This window comes from Hominiventricola filiformis (assembly GCF_020686965.1).
Lineage (GTDB): Bacteria > Bacillota > Clostridia > Lachnospirales > Lachnospiraceae > Hominiventricola > Hominiventricola filiformis.
The window spans coordinates 1-16,595 of sequence record NZ_JAJEPS010000027.1 but is presented as its reverse complement, the minus strand read 5'-3'; the positions used below and the strand labels follow the sequence as shown (position 1 = coordinate 16,595).

The following is a 16,595-nucleotide window of genomic DNA, read 5'->3' as shown; positions in this document are numbered from 1 at the left end:
AAGCAAAAGCACCTGTCATTTTCAAAGTGAAAACAGCAAGTGCTTTAGAGTTCCATATCCTGTTTTTTGCTTTTTGCCTGATCCGTCCGGCTGACTTCACGCTCTGCAATTTCTTTCTTTTTGCGGCTCAACTGCTCTATAATAGAATTTTTGGCTTTCTTCTTGATTTGCTCCGTTCCGGCTTTTTTGACCTCCGGTTTCATCAGCGTGGTTTGGATTTTCTGAATGGTTGATTTCATAGCGTTTGTGATTCTGGCAATCACGCCATCCAATCGTTTCACTGCATACTCAACTTCTTTCTTTGAAGCCTTACGCTCAGGGGAGAGAACCCACGCTTTAGACTGCTCCACCAGCTTAATATCCTCCTTGTGCGTTTCCAGTTTTACAGTATCAGCAACGACCTCAACCGCCTTGTCATAGGCAATATCGGCAACCTCGTCCACCAGAGCTTCCACATCTTCAATCTTCATCGTGAGTTCTTCCAACTTTTGCTCCTGTGCTGCCAGTTGCTCCTTTTGCTTGAAAAGAATATAGTCCTGTTTTTCCAGATAAGCACGACCACCATATTCCGGTTCTTCTTCCAGTTGTAAGCCATGCTTTTTCGCCACATCAAACAACAGCACTCGGCAGGCTGAATCGAAAGTCATCTTGCGGTTATTTTTTCTTCCGACAGGCTTCTCCGGTTCTGGCAGTTCAAACCCCAGTGCTTCCAAAGCCTTTTCCTGTTGTGGGGCAATCTCCCCATATTGATTTTCACAGTCGAACACATGACGCTCGTGAATATGAGGGGTGCTTTCATCCAAGTGCAGTGCCCAATTCAGGATATGGACATGAGAGCCGAAACGCTCATTTACGATTTCCATAAATTCTGTGACGATCTCAATGAGCAGTTCTGGTGGAACATGATTATCAAGCGTTCCAATCTGATAGACCGTTTCCTCTGGGCAGGTCTTTTTGCTTTTGAGCAAATCTCCGGTTTCCTTATTTCTTTCAGGGTGTCGGTTCTTCACATTTCTTTCGTTCTGTCCGGTCACAAAATCACGATACCGCTGACGATAAAAAAGCTGTTCCACATCTTCAAAAGTGGCAGACAGCTCATTTTCCTTTTCGGGATTTTTGAAATTGCGGAAGCCATTGTAACAGTCCCAATAGAGATTTTGTTTGGCTCGTTCTTCGTCAATGTGTTCGCTGTTGGCAATGTCAAAACTGCGGTCATTGTGCTTCGGATTATAAACGCCATTCTTTCCGGCTCGTCCATTGTGCCTTGTTAATTTCACATGAGTTCCTCCTTCTTTTTGATTTCCCCGACAGGGGAGAAGGGCAGCGAAGCTGATTCCTTGCGGCTTTCTGCGTCAAGTAATACCCAGTACTAAGTGGCGAAACGCCACTTAACTGGGCAAGGCTGCCGCCCTTGACCTGCACAGGGATATTGCATTCCCTGTACCCATGCACAAAGGGTTGCACCCTCTGTACTCCCGCCCGAACAAACTGACTTCGCCCCGTCCCAAGCTCTGTCAGTTCCTTCGGTTTTACAAAACAGTCCACCGGACTATTTTGCAAAAAGAAAAACCGACGCATGATCGCTTTACGCTCAATACATCGGTTTCTTCATCTGACCTTGACGGTCATATTCAGTTGTGGCAGATTAGCCAATTTGAAAAATTACTCTGGCACATCTACTGAGTAGCTCAGACAATCGCCTCTTTTATTGCTTTTCAAATCGTTATAATACCACATATACATCGTTCTACCATATTCTTCATATTCTATAATCCCATCTGGCTTTTGACCTTCTACTTCTAATGAGTAAATTTCTTTATCATGTGCATAGCCAAAAACGAATCTGGTATCCGGATAATTTGGATTTAAGTCTTGTTGAATATCACTTATTGTTAAAGATAAATGGATAAATTTTTTGAAGTCTCCCCCATAAGTGGTATCTGGTGTAGTGGTAGCTGGTGTAGCATTTACAAACGCATATTGTGTACTTTCATTTTCTATCTTTTTTTTGCAGCGTGCAATCACAAAACCTTGAACGGGATCGTTATCACTTCCTGCCCGATAGAAAATAGTATCATACTGTTTGCCATTCCATATATGCAATATTTCATCAACATGATTAAGAAAATCTTCTGGAACAGAAAATTCTTCATTTTCAGCATTCAAAGGAGAATTCAAAATAGCTTCTTCGACAGAACTATAATATATGAGTTCAGAATCCTTTTTATCGTAATCACTCAAATTGAATTCGACATATGCATTGTCTTTATTGTCATCTTCCGGAACATAAGTATAACGACCATTTTCAATATGGTCATCATAATCAACAAACAGTCCAATACATATCAGCGCTGCAAAAATCAAAAAAACTATTCCTACAATGATTAGCAATATTTTCAAAAATTTTTTCATACAAAAGTCCACCTTTTTGCTTCATTTCAGTAAATTATATCATACCGATATGAACAATTCAATTCACGCTCTATCAAGTAGTTTTTTACTTACCTATAACGCACATTTCCGCAAAATCCATAGTCTCCGATACTTTCCTCACAGGCGATATACAGTCGGAATTCTGTCAGCTCATGAAATAAGAAAAACCGACGCATGATCGCTTTACGCTCAATACATCGGTTTCTTCATCCGACTTTGACGGTCATATTCAGTTGTCTAACATCGTACTGTTATAAAATCTATGTCATTTACGATTCTTCTTATGCTGATTTGTCCAGTAAGATTTTACAGGGATTCTTCTTCTCTCTATATCTTCCATAAATTCTTCTTTATCGATATTACTATCAATGGTAAATAGCTTTTCCCCATTTACATATACACGCACAGAACCTTTTTTTCTCTCGCAGTAGGTAATATCCCCAAAACGAAAAGTTCTCTTTTTTCCAAAAGTTGACCGCCATGTGATTTCATCTCCGTTCACTTCCAGTTTCCACATTACCATATTGACTATTCCGCTTATGCCTACTAAAAAAAATATTCCAAATATACAAATGACAAACATATCTTCTTTTTCCCTAAGACTCATAGCCGTACAACAAGCAAAAAATATTGTACCTACGATAAATGCCACGACAAGGAATTTCTCTGTTTTTATTGTATAATGCGTTCTAATTATTCCCTTTTTCTGTTCTTCCTCTCGTTCTTTAGCTCTCTTTTGTTGAAGATTTACAAGATATTTCAAAAGAAGAAGTACAACTAAATAGGGACCTATTTGTGTAATTATATTCAAACACATTCGTAAAAAATCATTCATTTTGCCCTCCATAGTCCCAGATATATAAAAATGATTGTTTGAAATCGAGCATTAAAAACCTCAATTTTTCATATTTTATTATACTTCATCAACTTAAAGAATGGAAGAAAAAATTTTGTGTGCAGAGTTCCTGTTCAAGCCTTGTAACGCACATTTCTGCAAAATCCATAGTCCCCGATACTTTCCTTGCAGACGATAGGCAACGGTCAAAACATCAGGTCTGCACCTGACATTTTAACCGCATATCAGCCCTGATTATCACATTGTCCCTGCTGGCTGTTCAGCCCATGCTTTTTCGCATATTCGCTGGCTTTCTGTCTGCGTTCCTCACTGTAAGGCGGCAGGAAGCGGATAGACAGACGGGACTTTGCCAGCTCATAAGAAACACCGCCTTGAACATTGGATTTTTCCAGTCTGCAAAGGTCAGGGTACTTCTTAGCAAAAGCAGCCAACCTCTTTTTCAATCCGGCGTTGTGGGTGTAGATATTTGCCTTGTCCTCGCCCTCATTAAAGAGAACGATTGTTTCTTTCTCAATCTTCGTAAGTCTCGCCATAGCAGCCCTCCCTATGGTTTTTCAACACACGCAGCTTGCAGTAAAAGCAGCGATACCACCTTTCAACACCTTCAGCACTCAGCTTAACGGAAAGCATATAAAACAGCTTCTTCGCCACTGGATCGGGTGCAAGGGCAGCTACCATACGCAAACGCTCGACAGTTGCTTTCAGGTTCGGACAGCCAAAGGCATAAAGGGCTTCCATTTCATTCCGGTTCATCTTCATTGTGTTTTCCTCCTTAAAGTTTGATAAATGAAAAGCGACAGACACTTCATAAGGAAATACCTGTCGCTTCGTTTACGATATAAATTTGTTGGTTTTGGACTTGATAAAATCAGCAGTAAATCATTTCCTGTCTGATGATTTCTTCGGCTCGGTTACGAATAGAGTTCATGGACTGTACCCACAACATCTGATTGTCTGCTTTCATGGTTTCGGTCACACCCTCGGCTTGTTTCATCTGCTCAATGATAAGGCTGCATCTTTCCGTTGCCTGTTCGTCCAGGTCAGCAAGGTAAGTATGCAGTTCGCCGGATAAACAGAGGGCAGAGAACCTTGTAGGGCGGTACTGCTCCAAATATGTCCTGTGCAGTCTGCCCCACATACCGATAGGGCGGTGTTCCTCCGGTAGCTTCAAGTCCGGCACATAGTAATCGCCCACAAGAACATAGTCCAGACCGTTGCTTTTGTCATGGATTCGTGATTTCAATTCTGTCATGCTATTTTTTCTCCTTTCACTTTTTGCCGATTTGATTTGCTTGTGGCGTTCTGTTCAACACACACATTGCTATCAGAACTTTTTTCTTCTGCTATACGCTCATGCTCCGCAAATTCTTTTGATTTCTCACGAATCTTTTTCATATACTTACGATTGGATTCTCGTTTTCTGCGAAGTCGTTCCGCCTCTTTTTCAGCAGCAATCCTTTCTTCCTCTGTTGGCTCATGCTGCTCCACAGGTACTTGAAATTGCCCGACATAGTTAAGATATATCTCCACCTCTGTGGTGCGGTCTGCACCTTTTCCTTGTGGCTCGTGAACCAGAATTTTGTCGATAAATTCATTTATCATGGCAGGAGTAAGTTCTGTAATGTTCTCATACTTTTTAACCAGCTTTAGAAAACGCTCCACATTATTTTGACCGCCTATAATCCGTTGCATATCAGCGGTGTCAGTCTCAATAATCTTGTTCAGCTCGTTCTGCTCATTTTCATAATCAGTAAGCATACTCTGAAAAAGCCTGTCCGGCAATCTTCCAATCACATTATCTTCATAGATTTTCCTGATAAGCATATCCAGTTCGTGAACTCGCTTCTGATTTCTTTCAATGCGGTTTTTTACAGTTTCAGAAACAGCAATATCTTTCATCGCCGATTCTTCTTGCAGAGAATAAACAAACTCCCGCTCATTCAAAGAAACATAATGGCAAGTCTCCTGTATGGTTTTCAGAATGATGCTTTTAAGTGCTTTTGTTGAAATATGGTGGCAAGTACAATGCCGGTCATATCTCTGACAACCCAGATTATATGTGGAACATTCATAACAATCTGCCGGATTGGAATGACTTGTCCTTTTTTCGCCTTTGGCAGTATAGTATATTCTTTCTCGCCCTTTCCGCTGCCTGTGATTATACATCGGCGCACCACAATCAGCACAGTAAATCTTTCCGGTCAGAACATTAGGCTCGCCCATAGGAGCTGCTTTTCTTACATTCTGTCTTAACTTTTGAGCAAGCAGCCATGTTTCTTCATCGACAATAGGCTCTTGTGTATCATCAAAAACCACCCAATCTTCCTTATCTGCCCTTTTCGTCTTTTTGTCCTTATAGGAATTTTTGAATGTCCTGAAATTGACAGTCTTTCCGATATACTCTGGTCGGGCAATCAGAGTAGTAACCTGATTTCCTCGCCACATATACGGATTTTCTTTGTCATAGTTGCTTGCATGATTTCCAAGTCCCTTTTTGCCAAGATAATAAGATGGTCTTTCTATTTTTTCTTCTGAAAGTTCTCTTGCTATCTGATAAGGTCCTTTTCCCTCAATAGTCATGCGATAAATTCTGCGGACTACTTCAGCAGCTTCTTCATCAATAATCCAATGGTCGGGGTTTTCGGGGTCTTTCAAATAGCCGTATGGTGGAATATTACTTGTATGAGCGTTGCCGGAAGAACCTCTGGATTTCAGTACAGCTTTAATTTTCTTACTTGTGTCCCTGACAAACCACTCATTCATGATATTCAGAAAAGGGGCAAACTCACTGGTTTCTTGACGGTCACTGTCAATACCATTATTGATTGCTATAAATCGAACTTCCTTTTCTCTAAACAGAATGTCAGTGAAAAAACCTACTTGCAGATGATCTCTGCCGATTCTGGACATATCTTTGCAGATACAGGCAGTGATTTCTCCGTTTTTAACACCTTCAACAAGTCTGTTCCATGAAGGTCTGTCAAAGGTCGCTCCACTCCAACCATCATCGGTAAAATGAACAAGATTCGTAAAACCATGTTTCATAGCATAATCTTCAAGCATTTGCTTTTGATGAACTATACTGTTACTCTCTCCAGCATTATCATCATCACGAGACAGTCTTTCATACAAAGCAGTAATGCCATTGCTTTTATCTTTTTTTCTTCTCATGCTGAACTCCTTTCTTCAATTCCTATCCACTCCTTACGCTCACAAAATATCACATCCGTAAAATGTTTCTTTGGTGTAGTCTTTCCTTCCTCCATCTTTGGATTCTGTAACGGATACGATTTTCCATTTGTCAGCATTGCGATACACGCCAGCATATTGGCATTCCCACTTTTTTCTTCCTTATCATTTTCGGAATCCATGCTGCTTCCCATGATCCAATCCTGAATTTCTCTCCATCCCTTTTTGGTAAGGTTCTTTGTCTTTGTCTTGAACACGGTGTCTGCACAGGTAAATTCCACATCAACCTCACTTCTTACTGCTGGCTCGCCAAGAGCAGATAACAGTCTGGCTGTGATCAAGCTCAATACTTTCTGTTCCCCAGATGGCAGTTTTCCAAATTCTGTATCTGCTACGTTCACTGTAGGAATAATTGCATGATGATCACTGACCTTGCTGTTGTTGATTACCTGTTTGGGATAAACCGATATATTCTTGGTGTATCCAAATTTCGACGACATTTTTCTTGCGAGATCAGGAATCATATTTTCCATATCTTCTGTAAGAAAACGACTGTCCGTTCTGGGATAGGTCACCAGTTTCTTTTCATAAAGGCTCTGCGTATAATCAAGTGTCTGCTGTGCCGTGAATCCCAGAAAACGGTTGGCATCTCTCTGCAGTGCAGTAAGGCTATAGAGCTGCGGTGCCTTTTCCTGCTTGTCTGCCGGATCAATTTTTATAACCTGTGCGGTTTTCTGTTCTTCCAGCACTTTAAGAATGTTTTCTGCATCCTCTTTCTTTTCAAAACGATCCGATACCGCGGTAATTCCTCCACAGCTGATGGAAAGTCTGTAGATCGGCTCTGGCTTGAAGCTTTCGATCTCTGCCTCCCTCTGAACAATCATGGCAAGTGTCGGCGTCATGACTCTTCCCACATTCAATGTCTGTCCATACAAAGTTGAAAATAATCTGGTTGCATTCATTCCAACGCTCCAATCCGCACGCTCCCTGCATAAAGCCGCTCGATAAAGATCATCATATTTCTTTCCGTTTTGCAGATTAGAAAAGCCATCCGAAATCGCCTGGTCTTCCATTGAAGAAATCCATAAACGCTCGAATGGCTTTTTGCATTTTGCCTGATGATATACAAGACGGAAGATCAATTCTCCTTCACGTCCCGCATCGGTGGCTTCCACTAATCCTGTGACATCCTCTCTTTCCATCAATTTTTTCAAGATACCGAACTGCTTTCTGGTCGCATCTGAAATTTGATACTTCCACTCTGACGGCAGAATCGGCAGATCTGAATATCTCCATTTTTCATACTTCTCATCATAAGCCTCTGGCGGTGCAAGTTCTACCAGATGGCCCACGCACCAGCTGACCAGATACCCATTTCCTTTCAGGTATCCATCCTCTCTTTTATCTGCTCCAATCACCTTTGCAATAGACTGTGCTACAGAAGGCTTCTCAGCGATCACTAACTTATATGACATTTTCTTTCTCCTTATCTCCCTGTGGAACCAAATGCTCCAGTTCCGCGTTCTTTCCATGATTCATAAGTAAAATCCGGTATCACAATCGGCAGAATCATAAGCTGTCCGATTTTATCATCCGCTTTGATTTCATATGCTGTATTCCCTACATTTGAAATGATTGCATGAATTTCTCCTGTATAACCGGAATCGACGGGAGGCAATTCACACACAATTCCCTGAGCGCTTAATCCGCTTTTAGGAAATACAAAACCCGCATATCCATCAGGAACCAAAAGTCCAAATCCCAGAGGCATCTTGCAAATCTCTCCCGGCCAGATCACTGCATCCCTGGGACTGAATACATCAGCCCCAGCATCATTCGCATGAGCTCTTTCCGGGCATCTGCCACCATAATCAAGCAACCGTATCTTCATCTGACGCTCCTTCCCCCAATCCCATATCATATACTTTTGGAAAGTCTGTCCGGATAATATCTGTCGGTGACATCATATTCGGAATACTTTTACCACAGGTCATCTTTCCTTCCTCACAGCCGCTATTCATACAGAATGGGCCACAATCAGAAAACAACTCTCTGTTCTGCTTCCAAAGCTGTTCCCAGATTTTCAGCATCACATATCTGGTTTCCTTCGTGTTTCTCCTGCATGTTCTCTGACGGATCATGTGCTTCCACTGATATGGTGTTGCACTGATCAGAAGAATATTTCTCATTCCCTGCGGTGCACAGTATCCGGCTGAATCATTATCAACTCCTGCAGCAATCATCTTCTGATAATTTTTCATTGCCATACTGCACTGTTTTAAATATTCTTTTTCCGAACCTGTCCCCATCAGATCATAGGGAATGACAAAATCCTCTACCCCTGAATAGTCGCTATATTGCAGGCTTGCCGACATATACTTCACTTCATTCTGGTGCCTGGTGATCTGTGCCAGGAATCGCCTGGATGCTCCAACAATCACCACATTGATGATTCCAAATTTCTGAATGGTCGGATGAGGCAGCTTTACGAGATTTGCTACAGTAGATCTCTGGTAGGTCTTTTCATAAAGATCCATAAAATCACTCAGGCAGGAAATCTGATGTCCTCTCTGTGTCAGCCTTGCTGCGCAGACCATCATCTTTTCTGCCTGATCAATAGATTCCGGATTTAAGATTTTTACTTCAATTTTCTTCACTCAGTTCCTCCTCTACGATTGCCCGGAGAATCAAAAAATAGTTAATGCTGTCTGTGATTTTCTCATCCCACTGTTCTTTCGCATACTGTCTTTCATCCGTACACATATCAGATACAGAAATCAGATGTTTGGACAGCATCCCCATAAGGGCTGCTTTCGGTGTGGAATTCATTACCACCGCTGCTTTCTTAAAATGTGCCAGTCTATCCACGGCTGCATTCTTCACAGCTTTAGGTGCATACTCTGATCCCTTTGTTATCAGCATGGATTTACAGCGATCTGTCTGTCGGCCGATCACTTCATTGAATTCTTTCTGATTCATGCCCGTTCCTCCTTCACTTTTGATGTTCTGCTTTTCTTCGGGGTCTGTTCTGACTTCTCTGCATTGGCTTTTAATTTCGATTTCACAGATCCCTTTGTCTGGCTTCTCTTCTTATCAAGTTCTCCCAGTGCTTTGTTAACGATTCCATGTAACTCTGGATTTGGAGCCAGTTCCTGTTCTTTTTCTGCCTTAAAGATCTCCATTTTCTGATCGAGCTGATTAATAAATTCAAATGCTGTTTGCCGGATCTTATCAAGAGATGCTTTTAACTCTGGTATTTCCTTTCCCTCTGACCATCCTGCAACATAAGAAAAGGAATAGTCAGAAGTATTGATTCCATAATGCTGGCATACAACATATGCCACACTTTCAGCCTCAACTTCTTTTCCATTCCTTGTAATGTCCTGTGCCTCCGGCACATTATCCTTATCATGCAGTTTCTGGTGTGCCATTTCATGAAGCAGTGTCTTTATGGTCTGCACTTCACTCATGCCATCCTGAACTACAATTTTTTTATCCTCCAGATGATAATACCCCTTTGCATCTCCATCAACCAATTCAAACGTAATCGGTACCGGACTGATCTCCTGCAATGCGTGTAACATTTTCGGATATCCCTCTATACTTCCAGAAAGTTCTGCCGGTCGGATAGAAGGAAGTTCTTTTCCCTCTGTCTGTGTGATATCAAACGTTTTTACCACTTTAAAAGCATTAATCGTTATTTCTACTTTCTTCGTTTTTTGTTCACCAAATTCATTATAGACAGGCTTTCCCCAGTAATTATATATTGGCTGTTCTTTTTCAATCGTATATGGTGCCGGTGCAATAATACTGATACCCTTTTCACCTTTTTTTACATACCTCCCCATCTGCTTCCATCCTGTAAAACTCTGACATAACTGAGCATCTGGTTTCTGCATCATAATGAGCAGTGAATTGTTCACGGAATATCTCGGAAATTTTGCCATCGTATCAAGGAACTGTTTGTAACGGTCGCTCTGGAATACTTCCACAACTCCTTTTTCCAGTTTATCAGTGATCTGCTGCAGTTCATCTGCACGCTTATCTCTGGACTCCAGCCAGTCAATCTTCTTCTGGATACTATCAGGAATCTTCCCTTCAATCTTTGCATCAGGCATTTCATGAATCAGGGATGCGATCATCTGCTGTGCCTGCCAGTTCTCCGCAATCTCCGGTACGTAATGAAGCATGTCCAGATCTATTTTTTTACCAATCAGTACATCCATTTCTATACAGTCATACGAATTTTCCGGATTTGCCACCCTGATTCCAATTGCAGGAATGCCATGCATACGCTCTGGTGGAATTTTATTATATTTGGCTACTGCATCCGCCGCACTCTTAATATTTTCATGAAACTCTCCCCTATTGTGAAATTCACTACATTCGGCAACAGTAAATGTAACTGCCTTTTTTTCTTCTTTTATCATTGTATTTTCTGCCACTTTTATTCCCTCCAGTTTTATATCATCTAGGTCTTTCGCTATATTCAGTGAAGTCAAAGGCATTGTATTCTTTTCCTGAAAAGAGTAATATTCATTTCCAGGTCCAACTATAATATGATCCAAAAATCTGACTCCAAGTAGATCACATAACTGTTTGATTCTTCCTGTCAGGGCAATATCATCACTGCTTGGCGTCAGTTTTCCTGATGGATGATTATGCACAAGCATGATTCCAGATGCATTTGATAAGATCGTAGTTTTTAAGATTTCTCTTGGATGAGCAATTGACTGCTCCAAGGCTCCCATGCTTACCAGATTCATATTAATAGGTTTCAAATCTGTCTTTAGATTTACGATTGCAACCACTTCCCTGTCATAATCCTTAAATGTATCTGCCATGACTTTTACAGCTGCCGCCGGATTATTCATGGGAATTTCACTAAAAAGAGGTGGCATTTCCACCATGCGGATAGCCACCTGATTCAATTTGAAATTTTCACTACTCATTGCTATTGTTTTCGGTTATCGGAATCGTCATGGTAAATTCCCTATTCTTCAGATTTTTTAACCCTCTAAGTACAGATTCTTTTGTGGATCTTTTTCCTCGTTTTTTTCGATTTTTTTGTATCTCTTTCATATATCCTATATAGCGGCTCATTCTTTCCATATCAACGTTCTCCTTTCTCCCGGCTCTGCTTCTTTGTCTTTAATATTCCATTAGTTTCTTTTTTCTTTTCTTTCAGCTCTGCAATCACCGAATCCTTCTGTTCTGCCCGCTGAATTCTTTCCTTTATTCTTTTTATCTGCTCTCTGGTAAGCGGCTTATCTACAATACTCCTATGAAGGATTTTTCCGATAGGAAGCCATGTAACATCCTTTCCTGCCATTTCCTGTTCCATGATGAATTTCATATGGGATGCCGAAAACTTTGGATTCAGGTAATGATCCAGATTCAGATCAGCATCGGCCGCTTCAAATATCACTTTTCTCTGGGCTGGCTTGAATTCATCCAGAGCCCTGCCGGCATCCTCCATTGCCTCCTCAACACGCATTGAGGCCACAGACCTTAATACATAATCTTCTTCCACAAATCCGCTATTGTAGTCATCCAGGGCTTTCTGAAATCTCGCCGATTTCTCCTCTGGTGTCAACTCATCAAATTCTTTTTCTTTCATAGATCCCTCCCGTCAAAAAAGGCAGCCTTTCGACTGCCCATTCCTGTGATCTTATTCCTCATCGGAATCATCCATCAGAATATCATCTTCCATAGCAACATCCCTATCTGCCTCCTGGTCTGCCACGGTTTCTTCTCCAATATCCATATCAGCCAGATAATCCTCTTCGTCATCATCGAAATAATCGATATCCGGGTCCTGTCCCTGATCCTTCTTTTTTCCCTTATGGGACTTCATATACACAAAGCCGCCCATTCCGGCAAGTGTAATGATCAGAACAACCGCCATGATTCCGGTCACGTTATTTCCTTTCTTTTCCTCCGGCTCCGTCTTTTCTTCTGGCGGTGCTTCTGTAGTCTCCTCTGTTTCCTCTGTCGTTTCCTCCTGCTCTTTATTTGCATCTGCTGTCACCTGAGAATTCTTATAGGATTCAGCTTCTTCATCCTCCATCAATGCAAGAAGATCCGCTTCATCAACCAGATTCAGGAAATGGACAGTTTCTGTCCCTTTATCATCCCGGTCAATAATGAGGTAGAAATAGTTTCCGGACTTCGTTGTGACTGTGATAAACTGCTTTCCACCAGCTTCAAGGGAACCATAGTCGTCAACCAGATTCATATTTCCATCCGGTGTAAGTGGACCGTAATTTTCTTCAACGGGCTCTGCTTCTTCGCCCTCACAGAAGTTATGGTCATAAATACAAACCTCACACTCTTCATTGATGGATTCATCCGTACATTTTTCCTCGCAGATGCAGACCGCTTCTTTACTCTGGGCAAATACCGGAACCGGCATGATACCGGCTAAAACTGTTGCTGCCAGCAAAAGAGCACCCGTAATCTTTGCTGCGACTGCCTTCTTCACTTTAATCATTTTCATCATCTGATAATTCCTCCTCTTCCTCATCCTTATCATTTCCTGCTGTCTGCTGCTCCTCCACAGGCATAGGAATCTGGCCGCTGATCATCGCCTGCAATTTTCCACTGTTAGCCAGCTGTAAGAACTGTGCCAGCTGTTCCGGTGTTAAATTGTAAGAGGCGACATCACTCACGATCTGCTGATTTTCTTCTTCTCTCAGCTTTTCCTCTAACCGCTTTACTTTTTCTTCCGCCGCATCTCTTTTGGCTACTGCCTTTTTCAGATCTTCGCGGAGTTTATCTAACTTTGCATACATAAACGTTGCTCCTTTCCTTTTTGGTCAGTAAAAAAGCCACCTGTCCGGTGACCTATACTGCATTTTATATTTACTGGATTCTGCCATAACAATAAGCATGTGCCCGCCAGTATGCTGTATCATACGATGCATACTGAATTGGATTGCCACAGTGGATCATGATCTTTTTAACCGGATCTACCACAATTCCTACATGTGAGGCGCCGGACGTATTGTAAGTTCCCTGGAAGAATACCAGATCCCCGGCTCTTACATCCGATGCGGCCACTCTCGCTGTCGCATTTTTCCACCCATTTGCGGTAAGTCTTCCATAGTTCCATCCATTTCCGCTATGATTGATCACATAGCTGACGAACCCCGAACAATCAAAACTGGTACTTGGTGATGCCCCACCCCAGACATAAGGATATCCCAGATACTTTTCCGCCTCATGAAGCAGGTTGGCAAACTGCTGATCGGTCAGATATTCCCCGGGAACCGCATATCTTTCATACTCTTCTGACACTCCCGGATTCGCATACACATTATCGCCGAAGATTTCCGGCTTGTTGCCTCTCATCTCTAAAAGCAACCTATACCGTTCCATCTGTTCCTGTGTAAGATTGAGGCCATTTACTGCCGCAATGATTCCATTATTGGTCAGGGTGGTATTCAGGATGTAATATTCATACTCTACCTCTACCTCATATTCATAAGACTCCATGTGTCCTGTAGATACACCATCCACCTCTCCATCCGATACCCATTTATGGCCGGTTCTGTTTTCGATCCTTGTTCTGGTTTCCACGATTTCCTCAAATGTCAGCTTATACTGATAATCAAAAATCGTCTGCAGCATGGACTGCACCTGAGCAGGCGTATAGTTTTCATATAAAACAGTAAGCAGTGCCGCCAGTTCAAAAGGATTATGAGAGATCTCAGCAAGCGTAAAATTATACTCATCATATCCTGGATGGTCTCTTTTTACATGCTCCACCTTCTTTTGAAGTTCTGTTTCCAATGCGATATAATCCGCTTCTACCTGCCTGATATCTGCATCCTCAGCGGTAAAAGAGGAGGCTAAGGTCGTATTGTTAATCAGACTGCCAAGCGCTGAGCAGGAAGTCAGCGAACCGGATACAATGAGCACAACAATCATAATCGAAGCTATTGAAACAAGAAATAATGGATGCTCAGCGACAGACTCTCTGATCCATTCCGCAAGTCTCCCTGCCAGATCCTCTGCTTTATCCGTAAACTTCTTACCGATGCTTCCAGCTCCGTTAGCAGCCTCCTTCCTCTGCTTTTGTGCTGCCGCTTCAGCAAATTCCCTCTGCATCAGTTTTTTTCTGGACATTTTTACATTGTTCATGCTCATCTGCTCAGGTCCATTATTTTCCGGCTGGACAGTCTGCTCAGTACGCTTATGGATCTTTGCCGCATATTTGCTTTCCATTCCATAAGCCCTGATCTTTCCCATTCCTGTTTCTGCTGCGGTAATTCCTGCATTCAGACTGTCTGTACTGCCATTTTTATCTTCATTCTGATTTCCGGCGTTTCGGACCGTATTGGCAGCCACCGTTTCCTTATAGATTTTTTTTCTTCCCTGTTTCTTCATCCTGCGAAGTTTCCTGGAATCCTCAACCGTGAGCGTATTATCTTTCTTCCCATACCTCAGCTTTTTCCGGTAACTTTTTCTTGCCGATGCTTCACTTTTCAGTTTGGATGCCTTTTCTTTTGAGGTGGACTTCTTAGCGTAATTGCCTGTATATTTCTTCTCATTCATGAAAACTCCTTTCCGAAGAAGCTGCCGCTTACGCTGACTGCTTCTTCTGTTCCTCTGATACCTCAGACAGACGTGTTGTCATGATTCGGTACAGTTCTGTGTTGGTCGGGAACCGATCCACGAACGGAAGAATCACATTTCCATAAAATAAAAGCCCTTCACCTTCTCCCGAATGTGTGACATACGAAAGCTGATGAGGGCTGATATTCAACTGTTTTGCAAGGATCTGCCGGTCACCTACTGCCTGGTTCAGCATATAGATGAAATCAGAATTCTCAAAGATATTTTCGACTTCCTTGGAAGCAAGCAGATCCTTAACGTTCTGGGTGATGCCTGTCGGAATTCCTCCCCATTTTCTAAAACGCTTCCAGATCTCAACGGTATACGCAGCCGTCTGTTCCTCCCGGAGAAGAAGATGCATCTCATCCATGTAATATCTGGTAGATTTTCCCTGACTGCGGTTTTCCGTCACTCTCCCCCATACCTGATCCTGCACTACAAGCATTCCGATCTTTTTGAGCTGCTTGCCCAGATCTTTAATGTCATAGCATACCAGACGATTTGTGAGTTCCACATTGGTTCTGTGGTTAAATACATTCAGGGAACCAGTTACATAGATCTCCAATGCTGTCGCCACATGCCTTGCCTCCGGCTCTTCCTGCTCAAGCAGAGAGTTATACAGGTCTTCAAGGATCGGCATATGCTCAGGTCCGGGATCTTCAAAATATTTCTGATAGATCTGTCGGATGCATCTGTCGATGACCGTTTTCTCAACCGGCCGGAGTCCATCCTTGTTTCCAACGATAAGCTCACACAATGACAGGATGAAATCGGCCTTCAATGCAATCGGATTATCATCATCAGAATAGTTCATGTTGATATCCATTGGATTGATATACTGATCAGATGTTGGGCTGATCTTAATAACCTGTCCTCCAAACCTTGCTACCAACGGAGAATACTCTGACTCCGGATCTGAAATGATGATGTCATCATCCGTAACCAGGAAGCTGTTGGCGATCTCTCTCTTCGCGCTGAATGATTTACCCGATCCAGGAGTCCCCAGAATCAGTGCATTTGGGTTTTTCAGTTTTTTACGGTCAACCATAATCATATTGTTAGAAAGTGCGTTTAAACCGTAATAGAGGGCTTCATTTCCACTCTGGAAAAGCTCCTGTGTGGTAAACGGCACGAAAATTGCCGTACTGGACGTTGTCATTCCCCTCTGGATCTCGATCAGGTTATTTGCCAGCGGAAGCGTACTCATAAGTCCCTGTTCCTGCTGATAATCCAGACGCACCAGATTGCAGTTATGCTTCTGAGCAATAGACGCCGCCTGAAACACGTTATTCTCCAGTTCCTGTTTCGTTTTTCCGGTATTCATGACCAGGAATGTCAGAAGAAACATTCTCTCGTTCTGAGACTGTAACTCTTTTAAAAGTGCCTTGGCATCCTTTCCATAGGTTGCAAGATCTGATGGGAATAGCGATAGGTAAGCCTTTGAAGTTATCTCCAGCTTTTCCCCCGCTTCACACCGGACATGCGACTTTCACCGCAT

General features: G+C 42.3%; 17 protein-coding genes and 1 pseudogene. All 18 read right to left on the bottom strand.

Features of this window, described 5'->3' with window-relative positions; all coding sequences use genetic code 11:
• Positions 1-44: 44 nt before the first annotated feature.
• On the bottom strand, positions 45-1,277 hold the full coding sequence (locus tag LKD36_RS16170) for a hypothetical protein (RefSeq protein WP_009255108.1): 1,233 nt from the start codon (positions 1,275-1,277) through the stop codon (positions 45-47).
• 385 nt (positions 1,278-1,662) lie between these two features.
• On the bottom strand, positions 1,663-2,412 hold the full coding sequence (locus LKD36_RS16165) for a hypothetical protein (RefSeq protein ID WP_008371563.1): 750 nt from the start codon (positions 2,410-2,412) through the stop codon (positions 1,663-1,665).
• A gap of 286 nt (positions 2,413-2,698) precedes the next feature.
• Positions 2,699-3,268 (bottom strand): DUF6560 family protein, encoded by a 570-nt coding sequence (locus tag LKD36_RS16160; protein WP_117962074.1) that lies wholly within the window; start codon positions 3,266-3,268, stop codon positions 2,699-2,701.
• Between the two features lie 245 nt (positions 3,269-3,513).
• Positions 3,514-3,822, bottom strand: coding sequence for a hypothetical protein (locus LKD36_RS16155; protein ID WP_003864565.1), 309 nt, complete (start codon positions 3,820-3,822; stop codon positions 3,514-3,516).
• Positions 3,800-4,048, bottom strand: coding sequence for a hypothetical protein (locus LKD36_RS16150; protein WP_006573544.1), 249 nt, complete (start codon positions 4,046-4,048; stop codon positions 3,800-3,802). Before LKD36_RS16150 ends, LKD36_RS16155 begins: the two co-directional genes overlap by 23 nt.
• 109 nt (positions 4,049-4,157) lie before the next feature.
• Positions 4,158-4,541: a TnpV protein gene (locus LKD36_RS16145; protein ID WP_005930786.1), complete on the bottom strand. Its 384-nt coding sequence runs from the start codon at positions 4,539-4,541 to the stop codon at positions 4,158-4,160.
• On the bottom strand, positions 4,538-6,460 hold the full coding sequence (locus LKD36_RS16140; protein WP_040647215.1) for a recombinase family protein: 1,923 nt from the start codon (positions 6,458-6,460) through the stop codon (positions 4,538-4,540). Before LKD36_RS16140 ends, LKD36_RS16145 begins: the two co-directional genes overlap by 4 nt.
• Positions 6,457-7,953, bottom strand: coding sequence for a DNA topoisomerase (locus tag LKD36_RS16135; protein ID WP_331465314.1), 1,497 nt, complete (start codon positions 7,951-7,953; stop codon positions 6,457-6,459). The genes LKD36_RS16140 and LKD36_RS16135 overlap by 4 nt, the downstream gene beginning before the upstream one ends.
• An 11-nt stretch (positions 7,954-7,964) precedes the next feature.
• Positions 7,965-8,369, bottom strand: a complete 405-nt coding sequence (locus LKD36_RS16130) for a dUTP diphosphatase (RefSeq protein ID WP_308460261.1) — start codon at positions 8,367-8,369, stop codon at positions 7,965-7,967.
• Entirely contained in the window at positions 8,350-9,135 is a 786-nt protein-coding gene (locus LKD36_RS16125; RefSeq protein WP_308460260.1) for an FAD-dependent thymidylate synthase, read from the bottom strand. Before LKD36_RS16125 ends, LKD36_RS16130 begins: the two co-directional genes overlap by 20 nt.
• Positions 9,122-9,457 (bottom strand): hypothetical protein, encoded by a 336-nt coding sequence (locus LKD36_RS16120; RefSeq protein ID WP_308460259.1) that lies wholly within the window; start codon positions 9,455-9,457, stop codon positions 9,122-9,124. Before LKD36_RS16120 ends, LKD36_RS16125 begins: the two co-directional genes overlap by 14 nt.
• Positions 9,454-11,430, bottom strand: coding sequence for a JAB domain-containing protein (locus tag LKD36_RS16115; protein WP_308460258.1), 1,977 nt, complete (start codon positions 11,428-11,430; stop codon positions 9,454-9,456). The genes LKD36_RS16120 and LKD36_RS16115 overlap by 4 nt, the downstream gene beginning before the upstream one ends.
• On the bottom strand, positions 11,423-11,590 hold the full coding sequence (locus LKD36_RS16110) for a hypothetical protein (protein WP_308460257.1): 168 nt from the start codon (positions 11,588-11,590) through the stop codon (positions 11,423-11,425). Before LKD36_RS16110 ends, LKD36_RS16115 begins: the two co-directional genes overlap by 8 nt.
• 1 nt (position 11,591) lies before the next feature.
• Entirely contained in the window at positions 11,592-12,098 is a 507-nt protein-coding gene (locus LKD36_RS16105; protein WP_308460256.1) for a hypothetical protein, read from the bottom strand.
• Positions 12,099-12,149: 51 nt separating this feature from the next.
• Positions 12,150-12,980, bottom strand: coding sequence for a DUF4366 domain-containing protein (locus tag LKD36_RS16100; protein ID WP_308460255.1), 831 nt, complete (start codon positions 12,978-12,980; stop codon positions 12,150-12,152).
• A complete protein-coding gene (locus LKD36_RS16095; RefSeq protein WP_308460254.1) occupies positions 12,964-13,272 on the bottom strand; it encodes a DUF4315 family protein in 309 nt (102 codons plus the stop codon). The genes LKD36_RS16100 and LKD36_RS16095 overlap by 17 nt, the downstream gene beginning before the upstream one ends.
• 70 nt (positions 13,273-13,342) lie before the next feature.
• On the bottom strand, positions 13,343-15,037 hold the full coding sequence (locus LKD36_RS16090; RefSeq protein ID WP_308460253.1) for a C40 family peptidase: 1,695 nt from the start codon (positions 15,035-15,037) through the stop codon (positions 13,343-13,345).
• 28 nt (positions 15,038-15,065) lie between these two features.
• A pseudogene (locus LKD36_RS16085) lies at positions 15,066-16,529 on the bottom strand (VirB4-like conjugal transfer ATPase, CD1110 family); the annotation flags it as partial.
• Between the last annotated feature and the right edge of the window lie 66 nt (positions 16,530-16,595).

Bases quoted from the DNA above. Each gene is read 5' to 3' on its own strand.
- LKD36_RS16135 (WP_331465314.1), bottom strand. From the start codon at position 7,953: ATGTCATATAAGTTAGTGATCGCTGAGAAGCCTTCTGTAGCACAGTCT.
- LKD36_RS16165 (WP_008371563.1), bottom strand. From the start codon at position 2,412: ATGAAAAAATTTTTGAAAATATTGCTAATCATTGTAGGAATAGTTTTT.
- LKD36_RS16120 (WP_308460259.1), bottom strand. From the start codon at position 9,457: ATGAATCAGAAAGAATTCAATGAAGTGATCGGCCGACAGACAGATCGC.
- LKD36_RS16100 (WP_308460255.1), bottom strand. From the start codon at position 12,980: ATGATGAAAATGATTAAAGTGAAGAAGGCAGTCGCAGCAAAGATTACG.
- LKD36_RS16155 (WP_003864565.1), bottom strand. From the start codon at position 3,822: ATGGCGAGACTTACGAAGATTGAGAAAGAAACAATCGTTCTCTTTAAT.
- LKD36_RS16130 (WP_308460261.1), bottom strand. From the start codon at position 8,369: ATGAAGATACGGTTGCTTGATTATGGTGGCAGATGCCCGGAAAGAGCT.
- LKD36_RS16145 (WP_005930786.1), bottom strand. From the start codon at position 4,541: ATGACAGAATTGAAATCACGAATCCATGACAAAAGCAACGGTCTGGAC.
- LKD36_RS16095 (WP_308460254.1), bottom strand. From the start codon at position 13,272: ATGTATGCAAAGTTAGATAAACTCCGCGAAGATCTGAAAAAGGCAGTA.
- LKD36_RS16105 (WP_308460256.1), bottom strand. From the start codon at position 12,098: ATGAAAGAAAAAGAATTTGATGAGTTGACACCAGAGGAGAAATCGGCG.
- LKD36_RS16090 (WP_308460253.1), bottom strand. From the start codon at position 15,037: ATGAATGAGAAGAAATATACAGGCAATTACGCTAAGAAGTCCACCTCA.
- LKD36_RS16140 (WP_040647215.1), bottom strand. From the start codon at position 6,460: ATGAGAAGAAAAAAAGATAAAAGCAATGGCATTACTGCTTTGTATGAA.
- LKD36_RS16150 (WP_006573544.1), bottom strand. From the start codon at position 4,048: ATGAAGATGAACCGGAATGAAATGGAAGCCCTTTATGCCTTTGGCTGT.
- LKD36_RS16160 (WP_117962074.1), bottom strand. From the start codon at position 3,268: ATGAATGATTTTTTACGAATGTGTTTGAATATAATTACACAAATAGGT.
- LKD36_RS16110 (WP_308460257.1), bottom strand. From the start codon at position 11,590: ATGGAAAGAATGAGCCGCTATATAGGATATATGAAAGAGATACAAAAA.
- LKD36_RS16115 (WP_308460258.1), bottom strand. From the start codon at position 11,430: ATGAGTAGTGAAAATTTCAAATTGAATCAGGTGGCTATCCGCATGGTG.